Raw genomic sequence first — 24,232 nt, 5'->3', positions numbered from 1 at the left:
GGCCCCGCAGGCCCACACGACTGCCGTTCGGGGCGATACCGGGAACGGACTGCTAAAGTCCGCTCCCGCAAATCCCCATTCAGCGTATCGCAGGAGGGAAACTCCTTTCCGACAACTATTTGTACTCCCAAGTCGAAACCTCCAGTTCGCCGACATTCACGTCGAGCACATCCGTAATGGTCGCACCGTCGGTATTAACCTTAGATGTCATCACGCATTTTACATACTGATAGGAGACGCTTCCATCCTCCGAGAATGCGATCTTGCCCGTCGTCACTTGCGCCCCGGCGTCCGTGGTCGGAGTGGTCTTGTCGGAGGTGAAAGTCATGATCTTCACCCAATCCGCATTGCCACCGCCGTAATCGGCTCGCGTATTGCTTGCGTAAATGTCCATCGTCTTGATTTTCTGACCGCCCTTACCGCCAGCCTTGTTCCAGTAGTCGATGGTCACGCCCTGCTTGGCAGCGCCGAGGTTGATATACCAGATGGGAGCTGTGCGGTCCCATTCGGCAGGACACCAATAGTTGCTTCCGTCCGTTTTGTTCCCGTCATAAAGGTTGTACTGCCAGAATGTCTCGCCCCAGCCGGAATCGCCTCCATCGGACGACGCCCAGAAATTGTCGTATCCAGGAGCGGCTGTACCGCTGATCGGAAGGGCTGTCGGACCCATCCACTGCTTGTCAGGGGTAGTCTCGTCGATGGTAAAGCTGTCGGAAAGATTCACCACCGTGCTGTCCCAGGCCGCGTAGGTAATCGCCGAGTTGAGGTTGACCTTCGAGGAGGAACTGCCGGCTTCGACCGTCGTCGCCAGTTCATACTGCCCGTTGGCCGCGATCCGGCCCGCAGGGGTGCTGGTGTAATCCGTGCCGTTGACGCTGTAAGTCAGCGAGAGGTTGGAAGCCTCCGTATCGGTAGGCATCACGATAGCGTTGCCGACGAACTTGCCTTCGGCATTCTTGGTGAGTACAAGACTTTTCGATGCGAACGCAGCTCCGCTCTTGGAAAACGCGCCGTCGAGACTCACCTGATCGTACATGTTGCCGATCGTCAGGGTGATGCTCTCGGCATCGACGTTCTCCAGTCCGCTGACCGTCACCGTGACCGATGCCACGACGCGCTTGAGCTGGAGTGCGGCCGCCGCGCCTTCGGCACCGACCGTAACGACGTCGGAATTACCGACCAACAGTTCGGGAATCTGAGCCGAAATGTCGGTTATTTTGACACGTGCATCGGCAACGGCATTCGAAGCGGCGACACCCGTAAAAGTGAGATTCGCCTCGTCGCTGGAAGCGACAGCGTAAACGGTGTAGCTACCCGGCTCGACGGAGAAGGCTCCTAAAGACGCAGCGTCGGCGGCGCTCTTTGCGTCCGCAATGTTACCCTCCGACACCAGAATCGCCCGGTGCGCATAAGCTGCCTCGGCGGCATCCGCCGAGCGGGTTTCGATCATCAGTTTCGGTCCGTTGTCGGGAATGCCTCCCGGAATCTCCTCCGAGGAGGAGCAGCCCGTCAGAATCATACCGGCCAGCATGGCGACGGTAAATGTGTACATGGAATACTTTCTCATAATTATGCGTTTAAGGTGGTTAATAAAATTTTTTTATTGATTTCAGGCGGTTATTCGAACGTCACGTTCCGGACGTATCCGTTTATCTCCAGATGGGGGCCCGATCCGTCGGTTACCGGCGTACCGTTGACCGTGAAGTTCCCGATCGTCACACCGTCGATCGACTGTGCGTCGCTGCGTCCTCTGATCCAGCTCGGAGTCGCCCGCATACCGGTATAGGCGATATTGCGCAGGGTGATGTTACGCGCCCATTGTCCGTAGAGGTTGCCGAACGCCCAGGCGTTGGTGAAGTGCGCGCAGAAAACCTTTCCGCCGTCGATGTCCTCGACAATGATGTTTTCGAACGAAATGTCCTCGAACGTGCCGTCGTCGGCGATCATCACCGCCATCGCCCCGGGATAAATCCCGTCGTCCTGACGGTTTTCCAGCACGATGTTGTCGTGGAACCGGATATTCCGGAACGCAATGCCCCGCGCTTCGGGGCCCACGAGCATGTTGTGCGCCTTATCGGCCCAGAAGACGCAGTTGCGGATCTCGTAATCGTAGACATCGAACTTGTTTTGCGCCAGATAGTAGACCGTCCAGATGGAAGCATCGGTGAACGATCCGTCGGAGGCAGTATGCGCGGTGACGTAATCGGTCTTTCCGTTGAAGGCCTTGATAGTCACGTTGTCGTCGTAGTTGCGCTGGAACGTATTCTCGACCAGTACATTGCGACAGCAGATGAAATCCATGCCGTCGGAGTTCATGATCCAGCCGATCTCCTTGATGTTGTCGATATGCACGCCCGTGCTTCCGACGATCTTGAGCGTCCAGTTCGGCGTGTCGCGCAGCAGGATGCCCTCGACCTTGAAACCGTTGCAGTCGAAGGTTTCGATCTGCGGCTGGCGGCCGTCACCGTGATTCTCCTTCGACGAACAGAGGATGCCCCGCCCCCGGATCGTCAAGTTGCGGCATCCCTTGGCATAGATGCTGCCGTAGACCAGCGCCCCCTCGTCGAGATAGATCGTCTGATTATCCTTATAGAGAATCTCCTTGCGCCCCATATTATGAATGCCGGGACCGAAATAAGTTACGTTGGCACCCGTCGGGATCGCCGTGTCGGGCAGGTCGGGCAGGATGAAGAGGTTCTCCATCCGGTTGTCGTCGAACTCCACCGAAACCTTTTGCGCGGGATCGTCCAGTTCGAACTCGACGCTGTTCGGGGTCTGCACGTTGGGCACGATGCCGTAAGAAAGCGGACGAATCTCCACTTTCGAAAACGTCCCCGCACGGCGGGTCACACGGACCTTCAACGGAGCGGCGAACGCATCGGTGAACATTGCAAAGCCCATGTCATGCTGGACGTACCCCGCAGCCGGATTGGCGGCATAGTCCGAAACTTCGGCATTGTGCACGAAAATCTCTTCCCAGCATCCGTTGCGGAAAATCTCCACCGTGAAATCGTCATTGGCCGGACGGTCGTCCATGGCGGGCAGCCCGTCGTCGGGAATCGTCGTCGGAGCGTCCCAGGGGAGATAGCTGATCACGGGCGTAAGTTTCAGGTCGGTATCGTCCTTAAATTTCGCCGCGACCGAAAGAGCGTATTTCCGATTAGCCTCGATACGCGTTTCCTGCACGGAAACATAATTCTTTCCGTTGATCGTGAAGCGGAACTCCAACGTCGCGGAGGCTGTGTCAGTCGGCAGGACGACGGCCTGGCCGACATAACGTCCCGCGCTGTTCCGAGCCAGCACGATCGCCTTTTCGGAAAATTCAGCCCCGCTGTTTCCGGGCGTTCCGTCGGAGGCGATCCGGTCGTACATCCGGGGAATCGAGACCGTGATACTTTCGCAGGAGAGCGCTTCCAGCCCCACGACAGTCACCGTAAGGTGAGCCACGGCCCGCTTCATCCCGACCGGAGCCGAAACCGATCCGGCGACGGCTTCGAAACGGCTGTTGCACCCGATCAGCAGGTCGGGAATCGGAGCGGTCATGTCCGTTATCCGGACGCCGTACTCCGACAGAGCGATCCCCTCCGCTGCCGGAAAGGTCAGATTATCCTCGTCCGCAGCAGCAACCGCCAGCATTCCATAGGTTCCCGGCTCTACCCGAAACGGTGCGAGCGCCGCGGCGGATGCCGCAGAGACGGACTGCGCAACAACGCCTTCACGGATCAGGCAGACACGGTGGGCATAGGCGGCCTCCGCAGTCACGGACTGCGGTACGGCCCGCACCATAGCCATTCCGCCCGCAACCAAGTCCGAATCGCACGCGGAGTCGGAGCAGGCGGCTGACAGCGCGGCCGTACACAGGGCAAGAGAGGTTATTAAGATTCTTCTCATGACAAAAGTCTATTCGAACGTTACGTTTCGGACATATTCATTGATCTCCAGATGGGGGCCCGATCCGTCGGTTACCGGCGTGCCGTTGACCGTGAAGTTCCCGATCGTCACTCCGTCGATCGACTGCGCGTCGTTGCGTCCTCTGATCCAGCTCGGAGTCGCCCGCGTACCGGTATAGGCGATGTTGCGCAGGGTGATGTTCCGGGCCCATTGTCCATAAAGTCCGTCGAACGCCCAGGCGTTGGTGAAGTGCGCGCAGAAAACCTTTCCGCCGTCGATGTCCTCGACAATGATGTTTTCGAACGCAATGTCCTCGAACGTGCCGTCGTCGGCGATCATCACCGCCATTGCCCCGGGATAAATCCCGTCGTCCTGACGGTTTTCCAGCACAATGTTGTCGTGGAACCGGATATTCCGGAATGCAATGCCCCGCGCCTCGGGGCCTACGAGCATATTGTGCGCCTTGTCGGCCCAGAAAACGCAGTTGCGGATCTCGTAGTTGCAGACCTCGAAATCGCGAAGCCCGGCAACCATCCAGATCGCCCCGTCGGAATAGGAGCCGTCGGTATTCGTATGGGAAGCGATGTATTCGGGCGTGGCATTGAAAGCCTTGATGGTCACGTTATCGTCGTAGTTACGCTGGAAGGTGTTTTCGACCAGCACATCGCGGCAGCAGATGAAATCCATGCCGTCGGAGTTCATGATCCAGCCGATCTCCTTGATATTGTCGATATGCACGCCCGTGCTCCCGACGATCTTGAGCGTCCAGTTCGGCGTGTCGCGCAGCAGGATGCCCTCGATCTTCAGATTGTCGCAATTGCGGAACTCCATCTGCGGCCGCCGGCCGGCGCCGTGATCCTCCTGCGACGAACAGAAAACACCTCGTCCTCGAATTGTAAGGTTGGCGGCATTTTCAGCCTCGATCCGTCCCAGCACGACCGCCCCTTCATCAAGATAGAGAATACGGCCGCTTTCATTCGCAATACGGATCACACCCGCATTGTGCACCCCGGGACCGAAATAAGTTACATTGGCACCCATCGGGATCGCCGTGTCGGGCAGGTCGGGCAGGATGAAGAGGTTCTCCATCCGATTGCCGTCGAACTCCACCGAAACCTTTTGCGCGGGATCGCCCAGTTCGAACTCGACGCTGTTCGGGGTCTGCACGTCGGGCACGATGCCGTAAGAGAGCGGACGAATCTCCACTTTCGAAAACGTCCCCGCACGGCGGGTCACGCGGACCTTCAACGGCTGCCGAAACGAGTCCGTAAACAAGGCGAACCCCATTGTATACTGGGTATATCCCGCCTCGGGATTGCCGGCATAATCGGAAACCCGAGCATTATAAACGAAGATCTCCTCCCAGGTTCCGCCCCGAAAAACCTCGACCTTATAGGCGGCGTTTCCGGGCAAGACGTCCCGGCCCTCCCCATAGGCTGTTCCGGGCATCAGGCAAACAGCAAGTATCCAGAATACGCCCTGTGTAATCTTCAACAACATTCCTATTCAGTTTTAAATCCATACTTTTGCAGCAGAACTTTCGCCTCTGCATCGGTCAATTCCTTGCCGGTCAGCACTTTCAGTAGAGGACAGTTGATCCGGTAAATGCCATATTCCATATCGACAAATCCGAATCCGCCGTCGAGGCACTCCCAAAGCGTCCATGGAATATTATTTGCCTCCATGGCAGCCACCATATCCGTGAACCACGCCAAACGCATCGCTTCCGCGACGTTTTTACTGCATCCGAATTCGCCGCAATGTACCGCAAGTCCGGCATTCCGACCGTCGGACGCCGCATTGGACATTTCACCCATAATCCGGTCGGCATTGTAGGTCGTTTTGTGAAAAGAGGCATACTGCGGGTATTTGTCAGCATCCGACTGAGTGGGAATGACCACCCCCGGATATTGCACGGCTCCCTGATAGCCGACCCACGCCAGCATCTTATAATGCGACAGCAGCATCGGGAGATAATAATGGAACGACACAACCGCATTGGGATCTTCCTCGGCCACCCGTGCATACTTGATGTAGTTGTAGTCCTGCCAGCCCATTGCCGGGACGAATACGATCCGTTCGGGGTCCTGCTCTCGGACTGCCGTCAGAACCTCATTCTGGAGCTTATTCCAACCAGTTGCGTCGGGTGTCCCGTCATGCGGTTCGTTCAGCAGTTCAAAGGCCACGCACTTCGGATTGTGAGCCTTGAATTCCGCAGCAAGTTTTCGCCAAACATTTACGAAATGGGTGCGAAATTCGGGATAGGCAGGGTCGTACAACTCCTCCTCCCGGTAACTGTCCGAGCCTTCACGGGGAGCCAGTGTGTGCATGTCGAGAATCGCATACATGCCGTTTTGCTCGCACCATGTAAAAAGTTCGTGTAATTTCCCGACGGCCTTTTCGTTAAACTGCCCCTCCCGGTCAAAGATGCACAGCTCGTCGACGGGAACCCGGAAATGGTCGAATCCCAACTCTTTCCACAACGGGAATTGAGCGGGCATGACATAGCCCAACCAGTCACGATCGGCTTCCGTCATCCAATAAGCGAGGTTCACGCCGCGCCGAAACCGGAAGTCAGAGAGATGATCTGCCACCGGTATCGGAGCAATGTCGGCAACCAGTCTATAAGTGTACGTATTGCGGCCTTTGTAAACGGAAAAACTCTCCCCGGTCGAAAGGTCGTACGAAACCTTTTCGCTTGTCGGCCGATAGCCGTCGGAAAGCGTGATATCCAGCGGTACGGCACCCAACAGCTCCTCCGGATATTCCGAAGCATAGATCGTCGTGATCGGGAACGAAACCGTCCTCGTCTCATGGTCAATCACTCCCTCGATCGGTTTCCCGCGAAACAGGAAAGAGGCCGACAAGACCGGAGTTTCGTTCCGGGCTGAGATTTCGTAGGAGACCTCCCCGGCTCCCGAGCTGACCGTCACGGTTCGGGGTTGCGTCAGGTCCATCGTCGTCTCCGGTTCCTTCGGAGAAACCATCGCATACCCGGGATTCAACTGGAACGTCAACTCCACGGCATCCACATCCCGCTTTTTGTCGAAAGTCAGACGGATCGTCCGCTTGCCGTCGTCGATGACCGCCGAAATGGAAGTCCGCCCGCCGTCGGCAGCGGTCACCAGGGCAAAAGGCTTATTCGCAAATACGCCGTCCAGTCCGGAATCTTCCCCACAAGCAGGCATCAATGCGACATAAATTAGCAGCAATATGTATTTCAAGAGTTTTTTCATCTTTATCGTTGCTTTTTCAATTATGATTGTCATTCGGCTTCGGGATCGACCAATTCCCGCACGACCTCGTAAAATTCGATCTCTGCGAGTGAAAAATAGGGCTGGTAGACATCGGTTCCTTTCACCACCTCGTATTTTACATGGGAAATAGGTTCTTCCGGCAGAAACAACTCCGAAGTGTAGGAGGAACCCAGATCACCGGGCAGGTTATCCAATTGGGCCAGCAACGCCCACGTTTCGCCATCCGGACTGCCGTAAATATTCACGGTCTTGGGCAGCGAACCGTTCGCTTTCTTACGGTTCCAATATTGGAATTTAAGCGCTGAAACTTCCTTGCGAAGATCGAAAGTCAGGTGATGATAACCCGTAGGCTTCAATTCGGGATAGGTCCACTCATCCCAGAAACTCTGGAAAAAAGTATCCGGATTTCCATCCACAAGCAATTCCAAGGGGCCTTCGCTCGGCTCCTGGGCATTGGTAGCCAACTGGTCTGCTGCGAGCGGGATCAGATTCTCCGCAACAACCACATAATAGGACTCGGCCTTTTCACACTGCCGTTCGATATAGACGGGTTGCCCGGGCGTTCCGTTTACATCGTAAGCCGTAAATGTGAAACGGTACTTCCCATATCGGTTTAGCAGTCCGTCAATGTAGAGGGTGCCGGTATAGCGGCTGCACTGCTTCGAAATTGTCGTCTGCGTGCCGAAATCGTAATACGAAACCTCGGCATAGAGGAAGTCGCGGCTTTCGATCGGGTTCCATGTCAGTCGGATCGCTCCCGGAAATGCCTCGGCACGGATTCCCTGTACGGCGAGCGCCGTCATGACAGGCTCATCGTCCCCGCCGCACGAAACGCCGCACGAACAGGTAAAGAGCAACAGTATTTTATATATGCTTTTCATAGATGCAGTTTTTCAAATTCGTGATTCTGTCAATAACCCGGATTCTGGACGAACTTTCGTTCGTTCTTGTTGATGTCATCCTTGGGTATCGGCATCAGGTAATGCATCGGAGTCATGAACTTGCGCTGGACGATCACCTCGGTCACCCGGAAGAAATCGGCATCGGACTCCCCGTTGTAATTCATGCCTTTGGGGCGGACGTTGAAATACTTGTCGCCCTCTTTCCAACGGCGCACATCCCAGAAGCGGTGCCCCTCCAGATAAAGTTCGATAGTCCGCTCCTGACGTGCCATGCGGATCATTTCGTCGCGTCCAAGCGTCAGCCCCGCCTTTTCGAAAGCCTCGTCTACCGGGTCCAGTCCCGCCCGTTCGCGGACCGGTTTCAGCGCTGCTACCGCTTCGTCAATCCGTCCCAAGTTGGCATAAGCCTCCGCAAGATTCAGGTACAGCTCCGCCATGCGAATCACCGGCCACGGATAATGCGGAGCGGCAACATCCTCCTGAATATTGTTGTAGAGCGGCGAACAGCCCTTCTTATTGAGATATCCCGTAGGGGTGTAGTTCGTCGTGCGCTCCTTGATGCCGAAAACATCGTTTTTGCGGAACCTCGTCTGCACGATGTTCGCGTTGTCGTCAGCTCCGTCGCGACGGAGCACTTCGTAATACCCGTTCTGGAAAGCCACCCACGCATAGAAGCGAGGTTCACGATTGATATTCAGGTTCATGGTCACGCCGTCGCAGACATCGTTATGATACTCCCCGTAACGGTACCTCCCGGTATAGTCGTATTCCGGATCGAGATCGATCGGAAGTCCGTTTTTCGAATAGAACATCTCGACCATCGTCAATGTCACACCGACACCGTTGCCCGATGACGGACCCACGCGGTAGGGAGTGGACTTGTATTGCAACCCGTAATGGCCCTCTTTCCGGGTATCGGCCCACAGCACCTCTTTCGAAGTGTTGTAATCCATGAAATTCAGACGGAGCACCCGATGCACAGGATCGGTCGGTTGGGCGAACCTCGACGTAGCCACCGGACTTTCGGTATAGAGTTTATAATCTGCGGCCTTAGCGACCTCAATGGCCTCCTCGGCTGCGGAAGCCGCCTTTTCCCATTTTGCCTCCGAATAAGTCTGGCTAATCAGATGGCGCCCGTCCACCTTGCTGACGAAATTCGCATAGTATTCGCTGTTTCCGTTGAAGAGCGGGGAAGCGGCATAGAGCCACAACCGTGATTTCAGCGCTTTGGCGGCAACGCTCGTGGCCCGGCCGTAGGCCGTGGAGGTCTGCTCTGCCGGCAGCATCCCGGCCGCTTCGTCGAACAGGTCAGAGATCCACTGCACACATACGTCGTAACTGTCCCGCTCGGGGAAGTCCGCCTTGTCCATATCGATGGACATGACGCCCTTGATAAGCGGAATCGGACCGTAGTTCTTCAAAAGCAGGAAATGGTAATAAGCGATCAGGAATTTCGCCTCCCCCTTGTAAATCCGGAGATTCGCCTCCGTCATGTTGGGCACCGCGTCGATATTTTCCAGCAAGATGTAGCACCGCCTGATACCTCCGAAAAGCGTATTCCAATAGGAGATCACCGGTTCGCTGGCGTTGTAGTTCCCCTTCGGGAAATTGGCGAAGGTCTCGTGCTCCCAGGGAGTGACCACCTCGTCGGCCGTCATCAGGTCCAGCGAAGCTGTTTCGTGACGCGGATTGGGCAGGAACGAATAACAGGAATAGAGATAGCGTTCGGCCATCGTCGGGTTCTGGAAGGCGTCTTTCTCGTCCGGCGTCTCATCGGGGACTACGTCCAGATAACTGCACGCCTGAAACAGGAATGCGGCAGACAAAATCAGGGACAGGATATGTGTGTAAGATTTCATAAGATTTCGTTTGGAATTTATTTATAGCGTCATCTGAATTCCGATGTTGAAAACCCGCTGGGTCGGATATTTCAGTCCCGATCCGCCGCCCTGTTCGGGGTCCCACAACTTGAATTTCGAGAAGGTCAGCAGGTTCGATCCGCTGATGTAGAAACGCATTTTCTTGTAGGTATAGCCGATCTCCGCGTTTTTCAGTTTCAGGAACGACGCGTCGCGGAGCCAGTAGGTCGAGGCAACCGTGTTGTTGCCGTATTCCACGACGCTCAACCGCGGATAGGCCGCATAGATATTCGGATTGCTTTCGCTCCAGTAATCGTCGGCGACGAACTGCATGACGTTGCGCTTGACATTGTTATTGATACCGAACGGATGGAATCCGCTCATCACGAGCGACGTATTGGCCGTACCTTGGAAGAAGACCGAGAAATCGAGTCCTTTCCACTGCGCTGAAAACCCGAACCCGTAGACGATCTCCGGCACTTCGGGATACCCTGCATAAATACGGTCGTTCGAATTGATCGTGTTGTCGTAGTTGCCGTTCGCATCGGGCTGGTTGACGTATTTGATGTCGCCGGCCATGATTTCACCGCCCAGCAGTTGTTCAGGACTGTATTTCACCTCGTTATTGTCGATAAACAGGCGTTGCGCCTCATAAAGCAGGAACGAATTGACCGAACGGCCGACCCGCGAAAGATTGGGATACTGCAGGTAATCCGGCTCATCCTGTTCGAGCACCCGGTTGCGGGCGAAGGTGAAGGTTCCTTTGGCAGAAATGAAGAAATCCTTGCCGATCTGATGGGTATAATCCATCGAGAGATCCAAACCGCGATTTCTCACCTTACCCAGATTGCCGTACACTTTTGTCGTAGCCGTTCCGAGAAAAGCCGGAACTGTGCCGCGTTCCAGGAAAATACCGCTCCGGACCTCCTGAAACAGATCGACCATTACATTCAGTCGGTTATAAAATTGCAGATCGACACCGACATTGAGTTTTTCTCCGGTTTCCCAAGTGATCTTCTTATTCTCGAAACGGTTGTAAACGGGACCGCTCAGCGTATACTCCCCGTCGGCGCCCGTCGTATATCCGGCTCCGGAAAGGGAGAGGTCCGACATGTACATGAAACGCGTCTCCTCGCTGTCGTTGCCCACAAGACCGTACGAACCGCGGAGTTTGAAATAAGAGACGGCCTTCTTGATAGGCGCCCAAAATTTCTCCTGACTGACCACGTATCCCACGGCCACCGAAGGGAAAAAGCCGAAGCGCCGTCCCTCGGCGAAATTCTCACTGCCGTTGTATCCGAAATTGGCCTCGATGAGGTAACGGTTGTCGTACCCGTAGGTCAGACGGCCCGCAAGACCCTGTTTACGCTTGGGCAAAGAACTGAACAGACTACCGGGATTTCCGAGCGCAGTCTCCTCCTGATTATACACGACCATAGCGCTCACGTCATGACGGCCGAAACTGCGGTTATAGTTGATCATTCCCTGGATATATATCTTGCGGTCTCCGTCGGTACTGCTGGAGGTGGCGAGCGTCGTACTTTGCTCGTTGCCGCGGATCTCCAGATCATAGTCTTCCAATCCGTCATCGCCCGTATGCGTACCCGAAATCTCGTAGGAATTATAACCTGCCGAACGCGATGTCTGGGTATAGGAATAGTTCTTGAAAGAGATCAGCGCCGAAGCGGAAAGCCCTTCGGTGATGAAATCGAAATTCTGATCCAGACTCAGATTGGCGTTCAATACGCTCTGGAACTCGTCTTTGTAGCCGGTAACCATTTCAGCCACGGGATTCTTCACCATGGCTTTGCCGCCCCAACGGATATGGTTTACCGTCGGATCGTCGGGAAAGGTTATCGGCATATCGGCGGGATTGCCGTTCATGATCATTCCGAAAATGTTTTCGCTGCTTTTCACCGGCCCATGCGTATCCCGGAGCTGGGTGTTGATTTTCAGCGACACTTTGGTAGACTTCGTAAGATTGACGTTGACATTGTTCTGGAAAGCGTAACGCCAAACCGAGTAATTGTTGTTATAGGAGAAGTAATCCCGGCTCAGGTTCTTCAACATACCTTCCTCGTGACGGACGGTGGCGCTCATGAAGTAATCGACCCTCGAACTGCCGCCGCGGATATTGAAGTTAAAGTTTTCGTTGACTGCCAAATTTTTAAACATCTCATCGTACCAATCCACATCCGGATAGATATATTTGTTGCTGCCGGCCCGCGTACCGTCGATCTTCGCCTGCGTATAAGGAATCTGCCCCGTACCGCGCGTCAGAACCGACTCGTTGTACATCTGCATGTAGGTCACCGCATCGACCGTTTCCGGGCGGCTCGTCGGAGTCGAAAGAGCCGTCTCGAAGCGAAAATTAATGACCGGCTTATCCAGATTCTTACCGTTCTTCGTCGTAACGATCATCACGCCGTTGGCTCCCCGCGAACCATAGAGAGCGGTCGCCGTAGCATCCTTGAGCACCGAAAAACTCTCGATAATCTCCGGGTCCAGCCCGTTCAGTTCATTCGCGTCGATAGCCACACCGTCAAGGATGATCAACGGCTTGGTCGCGGAACCGAACGTGGAGATACCGCGTATCCAGAAATCCGCCTGGTCGGCACCGGGCTGTCCATTGCGCTGCACGGCGATCACACCGGCCAGGCGTCCGGCAAACCCGGTCGACAAACTCGACGAAGGCATCCGCAGTTCCGCGGGAGCGATGGACTGTACCGAGCTCACCAGCATGCCTTTCTTTTGCTGGCCGTAACCCACCACCACAACTTCGTCCAACGCATTGGCGTCCTGTTTCAACGCCACGTTGAGATAATTCTCACGGCCAACCGCAATCTCCTGGGCTTCATACCCGACATAGGAGAAAAGCAGTGTTTTCCGGTTTGCCGGCAGGTTGATCGAAAACATTCCGTTCAAGTCCGTCGTAGTACCGATGGTCACACCTTTTACCTGTACGGTGGCTCCGATCAGCGGCTCTCCGGTGGCCGCATCGGTGACAGTACCGGAAACCGTTCGGGGAGCAGACTGTGCATATATTCCGCAAGGAACCGCGAAAATACCTCCGGACAACACGGCGAGCATAATCAACCGCGCAGTCCGCAACATATTATCAATCTTAATACATTTCATGATTTTCTGGGATCAAACATTAGCGATTCGTAGAGATGGGACCCGACTACAAATAGAGAACGGGATAAGAAGTAATGTCGTAAACGTGTGTCATGAGCATGTTTCATTTTACAATTTTCAGATAAAGTAGTTTCGGTTGAAATGCCGATACAAAATTCTTCTCTTATTTAGAAAAAAGGTCGAAATTTTACCGGAAAAACACCGTAAGGAAAATAAAGTGGGATTCCTTCGTTTTTTTTTGGATTTCGGCAACCCATTCGTTATTTTTGGCTATGCATTCATCTATAATCCAATGAAAAAGATCATTTTAACAACTCTTTGCTGTCTGACGGCCGCACTCACATCCGCAAGGGAAAAATCTCCGGTCACGATCATCATGCAGGTTTCGGACCCCCAGATGGGGTTCTATGCCGACAACCGCGACATGGCCTATGAAACCCGCACCCTCACAAAAACCGTCGAAGCAATAAACAGGCTCCGCCCCGATGTCGTCGTCTTCACCGGCGATTACGTGCACAATGCAGCGGACGAGAGCCAATGGACGGAATTCCTGCGGATCGTCGCAGAAATAAATCCCCGCATCAAGACCCTTTATCTCCCGGGCAACCACGACGTCCGGCTGGAAGAGGGTTCCGTCGATGTGGAACCCTACACGAAACACCTCGGAACCGACCGCTTCTGTGTGCGTGTGAACGGGATCCTACTGACCGGCATCAACTCGGATTACCTGAAAGACGAAACCCGGGACCCCTCGAAAGAAGAGAATCAGTTCCGGTGGCTGGCCCGTTCGCTCAAAAAGAAAAGGGCCAGCCGGACATCTCTTGTCTTCGCACACCACCCGTTCTTTCTCCGGCAAATCGACGAACCGGACGGCTATTCGACCATTTCGCCGGAAAAACGCCGGAGATATTTCGAACTGTTCCGGGAAACCGGTGTGCAAACCGTCTTTACGGGACATTTGCACGACAACGCGGAGACATCGTACGACAACATCGGAATGATAACCACGAGTGCCGTGGGCCGACCGTTGGGAGACGCTCCTTCGGGAGTGCGGATTATTGTCATCAAGGATCGAACGATCATCCACCGGTACTATCCGCTCGATGAAATACCGGACGCTCGAACCGGACTGATCCAGGCTCTCCGATAACGGAGTTCAAATTCCGGACGGTACGACGAGGCCGGTTCGACGAATCGGCCTCGTCGCTTTCAGAGCGTAAAAACCATTGCTATCGGATAGTGATCCGAAATGTAAGGCGCCCCGTAATCGCCGTCGAGGGTGACGAACTTTCGACATTTCATCCTGCCGCGGTAGAAAAGATGATCGAGAATAATCGTGTCCGGAGCCGATCCGAAACCATTGAATGTTCCCTTTTGATCGGTTTCCGCCGCTGTATCGCGTGCCGAAGCCATCAGTCTGGTCAACGGCTTGAGATGCGGATTGTCAATGGATGTATTAAGGTCTCCGCCCAAGATAACCGCTGCTTTCTTACCGGCAATCTGTCGAATCTTCGTCACGATCAGTTTCACACCCTCCTCACGGGCAATTTTCCCTTGGTGGTCGAGGTGAGTGTTGAAATAGAAAAACTCCTTGCCCGAACTCTTGTCGCGCAATTCGACCCATGTTACCGTGCGGTTGCAGGCCGCATCCCACCCGCGCGACACGTTGTCGGGAGTCTCGCTGATCCAGAAGGTGCCGCTGTCCAGCAGTTCGAACCGGTCGCGGAGGTAGAACACCGCCATCGTTTCGCCACCTTCGGCCCCACCGTCACGATCTTCGCCGACACGGGCATACCGGGGACATTCGGTGTCGATGTAATACAACTGGTCTTGCATGGCTTCCTGCACGCCCATCACATCGGGAGCCTCCTGCCGGAGCATTTGCGCCGTGGCGTGACGACGGTTCGGCCAACTGTTGTCGCCGTCGCGCCCCCAACTGGTACGCATATTGAAAGAAATCAGTTTGATAGATACTGCATCCTGACCAGCCTGGACCGAGTTCGAGAAACAGAACGCAAGCAGCAAAAAAAGCATTGTCTTTTTCATCGGAATATTTATTGGTTCGTTGCCTGATAGATTTTACCATTTATTTTGATTCTCAGATTCTTCCATTGCGGCGGCAGGACAGACGGGCGCTGCACGAGACCGTCCGCCGTAATCTCCAGCCCGCCGAATCCGAACAGCACGGCCTGCAACATGCCGCCCGCACCCGTCATGAAATAGGGATTGCCGCTGGTGGCCGTTTCGGCAAACACCCCGAACGGCGGCCGCAGGTTGGGCAAGTAGGAGCGACGGAACATTTCGCAGGCTTTTTCGGCCATTCCGAGCCGGGCATACTGAATCGCAAAAACCGAGTAACTCATCGCCGGACCGTTACGCGGATCGATTCGGCGCTCGTAGTATTCCAGATCGCGCAACTGAGCTTCGCGTCCGGTCACGATGCCCAGCGGATAGCCCAGCAGGTTGGCATCGGCCTGTTTGATCATCTCGCCGTCGTAGCCGGCATGCTCGCGCGTCGTTCCGTCGGCGAAGTGCGGGATGCGAAGGCCCGCGGCTACCGCACTCCACTGCGGATCGGGACGCTCGCCGCAAAGCTCCGCCGCAGCCGAAGCGTACTCCAGTGCCCGGCGGGCCGCGCCGTTGGTAAAGGCATTGTCCGTGACGCCGACGGCGTATTCGTTGGCTCCGATCACATTGCGGATCGAGTAGCTGCCGTCGGCATTCGCCGTAACGCGATCGCACCAGAAACGTGCAGCCTCGCGCATCAGCGGGAAACCCTCGCGGCGCAGCCACTCCCGGTCCTGCGTCACACAGTAATAGTTCCAGCTGGCGATGGCGATATCGGCTGTAATATGATGTTCGAGCGGACCGGTGAGGGCAAAGGTCGGCGTAGCCTCCTCGCCCCGGTCATCCCCTTCCCAGGGGAACATCGCGCCCCGATAGCCGTGGGCGTAGGCCCGACGACGGGCCGCATCGAGTCCGTCGGTTCGGTAATCGAGCATCTGGCGCGCCAGGCAGGGCCGGAGCACCAGCAGCGCCGGATACATCCAGATCTCAGAATCCCAGAAGATATGACCGTTGTAAAAGCCCCGGGCCGAAAGGCCCATCGGCGGAATACTCCGGCGACTGCCTTCACGGATAGAGCCGTAAAGGTTGAACAAGGCGAAACGCACATCCAACTGTGCCGTGGGATCGCCTTCGATCTCGATATCGCCCTGCCACAACTCCGCCCATTTCCGTTCGTGTGCCGCAACGAGTTGCGCCGCTCCCTCCCGGGCTGCATAAATAGCCTGCCTTTCCGATTCATTCCACGGGTCGGCGAAAGCGGCTGTAGTACAGATTGTTCCCACAAGGGAGAACGACGCCCGGCCGCCCTTGCGCAGAACAATCCTCACGCTTTCCGGTGAGACCGCTTCGCACCCTTCACCGCAAAGAAAAGTCGACGAAGCCACAATATGGTCGCGGCCGCGGTTGTAACTGCCGGAAGTGCGCTGTACGGCAATACGGCTGCCGTCCTCACATCCGACCGTGCGCGACTCCCGCAGGGTGTCGGCGAACTCTCCGGGAACGGTATGACCGTTTGAAAAAAGAACCTCTGCATCGCGTTCCGCCGTCACTTCCACTTCTGTCATAAGAGCGTAAGGCATGTTCCGCAAGGCCCGTATACGATAGACGACCGTCACACCGTCCGTTGAAAAACGGGTCGTGTGCACTGCACGCCGCATATCGACCGACTGATGCTGTGGACGGACCTCCGACGGATCGAACCGATGACCATCGACAGCCATTGTCAACCCCAGCGGATTGATCCCTTCCAGAATACGACTCACATCATCTCCGAACCCCGGCTCATAACTCCCTCCCAGAATCACAGAACCGAGGGCAAAAGGCTCCCGCCCCACGGCTACGCCAATTTCTCCGTTGGCCATGGCGACGGCAAAATAATCAGCCGTGGTATCTCGTGCGGTAATTACCCACCCTTCGCTGCGGGCATCGACCGACAGCGGAACGACCGACAGCAGCACGCCCCAAAAAACAAGTCTCATCATGGTTCTATTCATTTACGGGAACAAACGTCACGGCCTGCCCGCCACGGGCAGTCATTGCAATTTCGAGCATATCGGCAGAAGTCACGGTCCGTTTTTCGATGCGATAGTTTTCGGGATTCTCCGCAGAATCCGGAGCGTCGGCATAGATCGTTGCAGTATAAGTCATACCGGACTTCAGGAAGCCGAGTTTCTGGGTCAATGTCCGGGGCTCATCGTTCGTGCCGGCGCCCAGGAAGAAACTGTCATCCGCACGGCGTACGACGACAATATATTCGCCGGGTTCACCCTGCAATGCTTCGGACCAGTCACAGTCGGCATCGAAATCCCGGAAGAATTGGAAAGCCGGATGTCCCTCGTAGTTTTCGATCAGATCGGACGCCATCTGAAGCGGAGAATAAATAATCACCCAGTTGGCAATCTGACGTGCCAGCGTAGTCTTGATACAACACGAATTGTTGTCGCCGTTCCACTCCTGCATTCCGGTTTCCCGGCCCCGGACGCGCGAGTAATCAAGATCGAATACCCCCGGCGTATAATCCATCGGACCGCTCAGGAGCCGTACGAAAGGCAGCGTACAGAGATACTCCGCGGAGTTCCCTTCCGACCATGCGTTCCACTCCATGCCGCGTGCCCCCTCCCGGGTCATCATATTGGGCCACGTGCGGCGAATGCCCGTATCCTTGATCGGCTCGTGGGCATCGATGACGATCCCATAACGGGCCGCCGTCTCGACGACACGCTGGTAGTGCCGCACGCCATACTGCGAGTGGTGGAGCTGGCCGTCCCTGAAGCCTCCGGCATATCCCGTTTTGACGGCATGCACACCCAATCCGGCATAGCGCTGCATAGCCGTTTCCAGAGCCGCTTCATATTCAGGAATATTACCACCCGTTTCATTGTGCATCCACAACTCGATGTTCTTCTCCCGGGCATACGCGGCAATGCGGTCGAGATCGAAATCTGCATAGGGCTTCACATAATCGAAGTGCTGCGTTTTACCCCAGTTCTCCCAGCCTTCGTTCCACCCTTCGAACAACACTCCCTGAATATTGTTCGCCGCTGCGAAGTCAATATGACGCAGAGCATTCTCCGTCGTCGCTCCATGCCGGGGTCCCATTGTCCATGTATGGGTGCCGAGATGCAGTCCCCACCATACGCCGATATATTTCTGCGGTTTGATCCACGAAGTGTCAGCAATCTTCGAAGGCTCGTTCAGGTTAAGGATCAGCGACGAGTTGATCAGGTCCACCGCTTTGTCTCCCACTTGGATCGTCCGCCACGCCGTCATGAATTTCGAGGGAATACGAGCCTTTATACCGTCAGGCAGCGGAGCCAACTCGGCTTTGAAGGCCAGCGAATCGGTCCGGTAGAGATTCATTTCGGGGAAATCGTACAGCGCCGCTTCGTGAATCGAACCGTATGTGCCCTCCACACGGAATGTGAAAGGCGTATTGGCGTTTTCGACGGCCGAAACCGGCAGTTCGCGATACAACAATTCATAGGTGTTGAAATTTCCAGGAATCGACCACGACACGCCGTCTTCGGCGAAGCGGAATTCGGTCAGTTCATCGGTGACGGTCAGCGAATCGAGGTCCGGCACCTCCCATTCATAGCGGAATGCCACACCGTCGTCAAAAGCCCGGAAACGAAGCGTCAGCAACACGCCGTCGTCGTTTTTCAATACCGCCGTCATTTCGTTGTGGCAATCGCGCAGGATTTTATTTTCGCCCCACGGCTGCGTCCATGTTTCGTCCACGGACCTTTTCACAATCTCCCGTACCGAAAAGCCGCCGGCGAGGTTCCGTTCTTGCACCACGAGGCCCAAGGCAGAAGGAAGGATCAAAGGTTTGCCGTCGCGTTCGACGGTATAGGCCATGCAGCCGTCGGCGCCCGTCACGAACGAAAGGCGTGTGCGCCCGTCGGGAGAAATTATCTCCGGATTCCCGCCGCATGCAAACAGAAGCAAGCACACACAGGACAAAAACAAGTTCCGGAACGAGAACTTCAAAGTTTGGTTCATGCTAAATTTATTTAAATGAGGTTATTGTAATTTTCGGGCTATTTGCCGGTCATACCTTAAGGAAAGTGTTTTTTCGATACAAGAAATAGAGAAACAGCCAGCAGAGCACGATATAACCTATATCGTAGATCACCGCCCCTACTGTTTCACTGCATTTGGAAGCAAGTCCGCCGACGAAAAAATCGGACGCATAACGCAGTGGAATAATCCGCTGCGCCATATAAATCGTAATGGAATTCAATCCGATAACCCGGAAAACGAACGTCCATCGTTTGTACCCGCACACGTCAATCAGGTAATAAAACAAGGCGGTCATCCCCAGCGAATAACCGGAGACCACGCAAGTGAACGAACTGCTCCATAAATTCTTGTTGACCGGCATGATAAGATTCCAGCACAAGCCCGCCGTCGTGATCGCCAGTGCGGCGACGGCCATATAGAACGCTTTCCAAGAGCCAGAGAGCCCTCTCCGGCCATCGAGCAAAAATTCGCCGGTGAACATTCCGAATAGAGCCGATACGACTGCCGGCAGGGTGCTCAATATCCCTTCCGGATCGAATGCCCCGTAAAGGATGTGTCCGGGAAGGTACTGTCGGTCAATCCATCCGGCCAGACACCCCTCCACCGAAAGCGGATCGGCACCGACCGGAGCATCGGGGGCTACGACCAGGCCGAGCAGCAGTGAATAGCCTATTAGGATAATCCCGGCAACAGCTATCCGAGTTCTCACGCTGCAATACACGCAGAGCAGTGCGGCGAACATCCAGGCCAAGCCGATCCGTCCCAGCACGCTTGCTATGCGCAACGAGGAGAAATTGAGCTCGAACAACCCGTTATAAACCATTCCCAACAGGGCAAGAATCAGTCCGCGGCGGAAAATCCGGTCCAGAATCCGTTTTCTGCCGAATCCGCGTGCACGCTGTTTGGCCAGCGAGAAGGGGAACGCCACGCCTGCGATAAAAAGAAACAGAGGAAAGATCGTGTCTTGAATCGTTAGTCCATTCCACGCCGCATGCTGCATCTGCGACGCAAGCATATCGGTAAAAGATCCGGGCCACAGTGCGCACAACGAGGTCACGAGCCCTGAAAAGCCCATAATAAAGAACATATCGACCCCCCGCAGGGTGTCCAAAGATAAAAGTCGTCTGTTCGGGTTCATCATCGCAGTATATTTAGCACCGGTAGACCGATTTATTCGCCCGTTCCATCGAAGAAATAGGAGGCGTAGCGATAGCCGCATTTGTCGTAAAGTTTCCGGAATACCGTCATGCGCCGGGTGAAATCCCCGAAATCGCGGCGGTCGCAGGCCCATCCCACCTCCGCTAATGCGGCCAGCCGCGGCAAGGCCATATGCTGTGCATGGGCAAAAGAAGCGATATATTCCGTCCATATATTCCCTTGTACTCCCTGAATACAGGATTGTTCCGCTGAAGAAAGACGGTCATAGGGATCGAACGAATAAACCTTACGAACCGGCACGTAACCGCCGATACCGAGTGGTTCGAGGCGCTCCGGCTCCTGCGTCTGAAAATAATCGAGATAACAATGCGTGTTGGGGGTCATGATCACCTGATTCCCGGCCTTGGCAGCGGCAACGCCGCCATCGGCACCGCGCCACGACATAATCGTAGCCGTCTTTGAAATCCCTCCTTCGAGTATTTCGTCCCACCCGATCAGATTGCGCCCCCGGGCGTTGAGCCATTTTTCAATCCGATGGACAAAATAACTCTGCAATTCGTTTTCATGCTCTAACCGCTCATTACGGATACGCTGCTGACAGGCGGGACAGCTCGTCCAACTCTGTTTGGGACACTCATCCCCGCCGATATGGATATATTCCGAGGGAAACAGTTCACACACCTCTGCAAGCACGTTCTCCATGAATTCGAACGTCGAATCCTTGCCCGCGCAATAAACTTCCGGGAATACGCCCCATCGCGTCCGTACCATATACCCCTCACCGGCACACCCCAGCCAGGGATAGGCCGCCAGTGCCGCCGAGGCATGTCCCGGCATTTCGATTTCAGGGATGACCGTAATGAACCGTTCGGCCGCATAGGCTACGACGTCACGAATTTGTCGCTGCGTATAGTATCCTCCCGAAGGTATGCCGTCGTAGATATTCGTATTGCGTCCAAGGACTGTTTCGGCACGCCGTGACCCCTCTTTCGTCAATCCGGGATAATGCCTGATCTCGATACGCCATCCCTGGTCGTCGGTCAGATGCCAGTGAAAACGGTTGAGTTTGTGGAGCGCCAATATGTCGATGAACGTTTTGATCTCGTCAACCGTGAAGAAATGACGGCAGCAGTCGAGCATGGCGCCGCGATAAGCGAAACAAGGTTCATCCTCCACATGCACTGCCGGAAGTCGCATGCCATACTGCGAGATAAGTTGACGCAAGCTCTGCAATCCGTAGAAGAGTCCCGAAGGGGAACCGCCCGTCACGGCGACACGCCCTTGGCCGATGTCGAGCGAATAGGCCTCCGCCCTGAGCGCCGGATCGATCCCGAGTACGATGCCGCTTTCGGAAATTCCGGAAACTTTCAGCCGAAGTCCATGTTCCCGGCAAATATCCCGCACAAAGAGTTCCGCGACACTCCGCAACGCTTTAGCCCCGCCGGGTACAGCGATCCGCGATCCGGCGGAGAGCACCGCTCCTTCGCCAGTTGCGTAAGCGATGTGCTGAGGCATGGGAACGATCGCGGGAGAATCCGCCGCTCGGGTTTCCGTAAATGAAACAGCAAGCGCCATGACGGCAAAAAAAACATTTTTCATATCGGTATGTTTTAGAACGGTTTCAGGGAATGTTAGGGGTGTCCCACACCCGGGTTTCCACGCATCGGACGAACAGGGTCTCCGTACCCATACGGATCCGGAAATCGCCCTTTTCGAGCCGCCAGCGACCGTCATAACCGACAAACGCCAGATCGGATGCCGGTATCGAAAGCGTCACCGTACGGGTTTCGCCCGGTTCAAGGGAGATCTTCTCGAAATTGCGCAGCCGGATCACGTCAGGCGTCAGGCTTGCCACCAAATCGCTCGACCAGAGCAATACGGCCTCCTTGCCCGCGCAGTCGCCTGTATTGGAGATATCGACCGTGAACGAAAGCGTATCTCCGGCCCGAAATTCCGTAAGGTTAGCCCGCAGATTTCCGTATTCGAATGTAGTGTAACTCAATCCGTGGCAGAAAGGCCATTGCACGTCCATCACGGCATCGTAGTTGTATTCGCCCTCCATCGTACCCCTTTTCTGACAGGGTTTGTAGTCATAGGTGGCCAACGCATCGGGCCAGCGCGGATAGGTAAAGGGAAGCCGGGCGCTGAAGTTCGCATCCCCGGCAAGCAGATTGGCCAGTGCGTCACCCCCGTAATTGCCGGGCAGCAGGATATCGACGACAGCCTGCGCCAACGGCTCTATATCGCCGATCAGACGCGGCCGTCCCTCGTTCAACACCAATACGAGGGGTTTCCCCGTAGACGCCAGTTCGCGGACCAGTTTTTTCTGGTTTTGCGACAAGTTCAGATCATTCATGTTGCCCGGAGTTTCACAATAGGAGTTCTCGCCGATGCAGACGACAATCACGTCTGCATCGGCCGCTGCCGAGACTGCTTCGCCGATTCCCCGCACACGCTCCACCTGCCAATTCTCCGAGGGGGTGCCGTATTCTACGCCTGGAATCCAGGTAACATGATCGAATTTACGCGCCAAGGCCTCGTAAATCGTATTGTAACGATCTGCAAACTCATCGCAACGCTCACCCTGCCAGGTGTAAGACCAGCCGCCGTTGAGACAGCGCATGGAATTGGCATTGGGGCCGGTGAGCAGGATACGCGCCGACTTCGGGAGCGGTAGCAGACCTCCGTCGTTTTTGAGCAGCACCTCCGACTCTTCAGCAGCTTGCAAAGCCACGGCGGCGAATTCATCACTCGCGAAACGATCGAACTTCGAAGTGTCCGGGAACGGCTCTTCGAACAGCCCGATGCGCATTTTCAACCGCAAAATCCGACGAACGGCATCATCGATGCGTCTTTCGGAAACCAGCCCTTCCTCGACCAGTTCACGGAGATAGACGCAGAAATCCCGGTCCAAAGGGACCATGGCCATATCGATCCCGGCATTTATAGCGATCCGAACCGCATCCTTGCGGCTCTCGGCGATATGATCCCGCTCATATAGATTGTAAATATCATTCCAATCCGTAACGATCACCCCGTCCCAGTTCAGTTCTTCCTTCAACCACCCCGTGAGCAACTCGCGGTTGGCATGAAAGGGCATACCGTCGTTGTTGGACGAGTTGACCATCAACGACAGCGCCCCGGCCCGGATACATTCGAGAAAGGGGGCAAAATATTTTTCGCGCAGGGCGTTGCGCGTAACGGACGAAGGCGTTCGGTCCTTGCCCGACACGGGGACGCCGTAGGCCATGAAATGCTTCAAACAAGCAGCCACCCGATACATCCCGATCCGATTGGGATCATCGCCCTGCAAACCGCGCACGGAAGCCGCCGCCAACCGGGAATTGACACAAACATCCTCTCCGTAACTCTCCCACATCCTCGACCATCGGGGATCGCGTCCCAAATCCATCACCGGCGCAAAATTCCACGGAATGGCACAGGCACGGGTTTCATAAGCCGAAATCTCCGACGAACGGCGCATCAGTTCACAGTTCAGCGCGGCACCCATGTTGATCCCCTGCGGAAAAAAGGTTGCACCGCGGGTGTAGGAAGCACCGTGCATTTGATCGACACCGTAAATGCAGGGAATCCCCAGGCAGTCGAGCGAACGACGCTGAATCCTACCGATAATCTGCGTCCATGCCTCCCGGGACTGCGCCTCATCGAACGGTACGTTGAGAATCGACCCGACTTTGTAATGTCCGATGACCGTATCGAGCAGCTCATCGCTGATGAACGGATGCCCGGAATCATTCATATCGGTCACCATGCTGACGGTCAACTGACACATTTGGCCGATTTTCTCTTCAAGCGTCAGGCGGCCGAGTATCTTTTCAATCCGGGTTTCGATCTTCGCATCGGGCCGGATAGCGGGCGGCACTGCTGCAAACAGCGCATTGCAGCCCATACAAATCAACAAACAAGCTATTATTTT

At 55.3% G+C, this 24,232-nt stretch carries 14 protein-coding genes; 1 reads left to right on the top strand and 13 read right to left on the bottom strand.

Features of this window, described 5'->3' with window-relative positions; genetic code table 11:
• Positions 1-115: 115 nt before the first annotated feature.
• The 7 genes from WMO46_RS01310 to WMO46_RS01280 are packed head-to-tail and all read right to left on the bottom strand — an operon-like array spanning position 116 to position 12,999.
• Entirely contained in the window at positions 116-1,567 is a 1,452-nt protein-coding gene (locus WMO46_RS01310) for a hypothetical protein (protein ID WP_242493120.1), read from the bottom strand.
• 50 nt (positions 1,568-1,617) lie between these two features.
• Positions 1,618-3,891, bottom strand: a complete 2,274-nt coding sequence (locus WMO46_RS01305; protein ID WP_349093621.1) for a glycosyl hydrolase family 28 protein — start codon at positions 3,889-3,891, stop codon at positions 1,618-1,620.
• Between the two features lie 9 nt (positions 3,892-3,900).
• Positions 3,901-5,391, bottom strand: coding sequence for a glycosyl hydrolase family 28 protein (locus WMO46_RS01300; protein WP_217726860.1), 1,491 nt, complete (start codon positions 5,389-5,391; stop codon positions 3,901-3,903).
• Positions 5,392-5,393: 2 nt separating this feature from the next.
• Positions 5,394-7,127 (bottom strand): glycoside hydrolase family 5 protein, encoded by a 1,734-nt coding sequence (locus WMO46_RS01295; protein WP_231839890.1) that lies wholly within the window; start codon positions 7,125-7,127, stop codon positions 5,394-5,396.
• A gap of 29 nt (positions 7,128-7,156) precedes the next feature.
• Positions 7,157-8,029 (bottom strand): discoidin domain-containing protein, encoded by an 873-nt coding sequence (locus WMO46_RS01290; protein ID WP_279066870.1) that lies wholly within the window; start codon positions 8,027-8,029, stop codon positions 7,157-7,159.
• Positions 8,030-8,058: 29 nt separating this feature from the next.
• A complete protein-coding gene (locus WMO46_RS01285; protein WP_349093620.1) occupies positions 8,059-9,909 on the bottom strand; it encodes a RagB/SusD family nutrient uptake outer membrane protein in 1,851 nt (616 codons plus the stop codon).
• A gap of 21 nt (positions 9,910-9,930) precedes the next feature.
• The gene (locus WMO46_RS01280) at positions 9,931-12,999 is read right to left on the bottom strand and encodes a SusC/RagA family TonB-linked outer membrane protein (protein ID WP_009599108.1); all 3,069 of its coding nucleotides are present in this window, start codon (positions 12,997-12,999) and stop codon (positions 9,931-9,933) included.
• A gap of 340 nt (positions 13,000-13,339) precedes the next feature.
• Here WMO46_RS01280 and WMO46_RS01275 point away from each other — a divergent pair, with 340 nt between their 5' ends.
• On the top strand, positions 13,340-14,197 hold the full coding sequence (locus WMO46_RS01275) for a metallophosphoesterase (protein ID WP_227901012.1): 858 nt from the start codon (positions 13,340-13,342) through the stop codon (positions 14,195-14,197).
• A 59-nt stretch (positions 14,198-14,256) separates the two neighbouring features.
• Here the strand turns inward: WMO46_RS01275 and WMO46_RS01270 are convergent, their stop codons facing one another.
• The 6 genes from WMO46_RS01270 to WMO46_RS01245 are packed head-to-tail and all read right to left on the bottom strand — an operon-like array spanning position 14,257 to position 24,205.
• Positions 14,257-15,093 (bottom strand): endonuclease/exonuclease/phosphatase family protein, encoded by an 837-nt coding sequence (locus WMO46_RS01270; RefSeq protein ID WP_009599127.1) that lies wholly within the window; start codon positions 15,091-15,093, stop codon positions 14,257-14,259.
• Positions 15,094-15,101: 8 nt separating this feature from the next.
• Positions 15,102-17,096, bottom strand: coding sequence for a glycoside hydrolase family 65 protein (locus tag WMO46_RS01265; protein ID WP_009599083.1), 1,995 nt, complete (start codon positions 17,094-17,096; stop codon positions 15,102-15,104).
• 4 nt (positions 17,097-17,100) lie between these two features.
• A complete protein-coding gene (locus WMO46_RS01260) occupies positions 17,101-19,116 on the bottom strand; it encodes a glycoside hydrolase family 97 protein (protein WP_349093619.1) in 2,016 nt (671 codons plus the stop codon).
• Between the two features lie 49 nt (positions 19,117-19,165).
• Positions 19,166-20,275 (bottom strand): acyltransferase family protein, encoded by a 1,110-nt coding sequence (locus tag WMO46_RS01255; RefSeq protein WP_014775057.1) that lies wholly within the window; start codon positions 20,273-20,275, stop codon positions 19,166-19,168.
• Positions 20,276-20,307: 32 nt separating this feature from the next.
• Positions 20,308-21,894 carry a beta-N-acetylhexosaminidase gene (locus tag WMO46_RS01250; RefSeq protein WP_014775056.1) on the bottom strand — a complete coding sequence of 529 codons (1,587 nt, stop codon included), beginning with the start codon at positions 21,892-21,894 and terminating at the stop codon, positions 20,308-20,310.
• Positions 21,895-21,916: 22 nt separating this feature from the next.
• Positions 21,917-24,205, bottom strand: coding sequence for a glycoside hydrolase family 3 protein (locus tag WMO46_RS01245; protein WP_039940910.1), 2,289 nt, complete (start codon positions 24,203-24,205; stop codon positions 21,917-21,919).
• Between the last annotated feature and the right edge of the window lie 27 nt (positions 24,206-24,232).

The organism is Alistipes intestinihominis, assembly GCF_040095975.1.
In the GTDB taxonomy this organism is placed as follows: Bacteria; Bacteroidota; Bacteroidia; order Bacteroidales; family Rikenellaceae; genus Alistipes; species Alistipes senegalensis.
Note: the sequence above shows the minus strand (reverse complement) of the source record. Positions and strands in the feature narration are given on the sequence as shown.

Excerpts from the sequence above, each read along its gene's own strand:
- WMO46_RS01265 (WP_009599083.1), bottom strand. The coding sequence starts at position 17,096 with ATGATGAGACTTGTTTTTTGGGGCGTGCTGCTGTCGGTCGTTCCGCTG.
- WMO46_RS01270 (WP_009599127.1), bottom strand. The coding sequence starts at position 15,093 with ATGAAAAAGACAATGCTTTTTTTGCTGCTTGCGTTCTGTTTCTCGAAC.
- WMO46_RS01300 (WP_217726860.1), bottom strand. The coding sequence starts at position 5,391 with ATGTTGTTGAAGATTACACAGGGCGTATTCTGGATACTTGCTGTTTGC.
- WMO46_RS01290 (WP_279066870.1), bottom strand. The coding sequence starts at position 8,029 with ATGAAAAGCATATATAAAATACTGTTGCTCTTTACCTGTTCGTGCGGC.
- WMO46_RS01255 (WP_014775057.1), bottom strand. The coding sequence starts at position 20,275 with ATGAACCCGAACAGACGACTTTTATCTTTGGACACCCTGCGGGGGGTC.
- WMO46_RS01260 (WP_349093619.1), bottom strand. The coding sequence starts at position 19,116 with ATGAACCAAACTTTGAAGTTCTCGTTCCGGAACTTGTTTTTGTCCTGT.
- WMO46_RS01250 (WP_014775056.1), bottom strand. The coding sequence starts at position 21,894 with ATGAAAAATGTTTTTTTTGCCGTCATGGCGCTTGCTGTTTCATTTACG.
- WMO46_RS01310 (WP_242493120.1), bottom strand. The coding sequence starts at position 1,567 with ATGAGAAAGTATTCCATGTACACATTTACCGTCGCCATGCTGGCCGGT.
- WMO46_RS01280 (WP_009599108.1), bottom strand. The coding sequence starts at position 12,999 with ATGCTCGCCGTGTTGTCCGGAGGTATTTTCGCGGTTCCTTGCGGAATA.
- WMO46_RS01305 (WP_349093621.1), bottom strand. The coding sequence starts at position 3,891 with ATGAGAAGAATCTTAATAACCTCTCTTGCCCTGTGTACGGCCGCGCTG.
- WMO46_RS01275 (WP_227901012.1), top strand. The coding sequence starts at position 13,340 with ATGAAAAAGATCATTTTAACAACTCTTTGCTGTCTGACGGCCGCACTC.
- WMO46_RS01295 (WP_231839890.1), bottom strand. The coding sequence starts at position 7,127 with ATGAAAAAACTCTTGAAATACATATTGCTGCTAATTTATGTCGCATTG.
- WMO46_RS01285 (WP_349093620.1), bottom strand. The coding sequence starts at position 9,909 with ATGAAATCTTACACACATATCCTGTCCCTGATTTTGTCTGCCGCATTC.
- WMO46_RS01245 (WP_039940910.1), bottom strand. The coding sequence starts at position 24,205 with ATGGGCTGCAATGCGCTGTTTGCAGCAGTGCCGCCCGCTATCCGGCCC.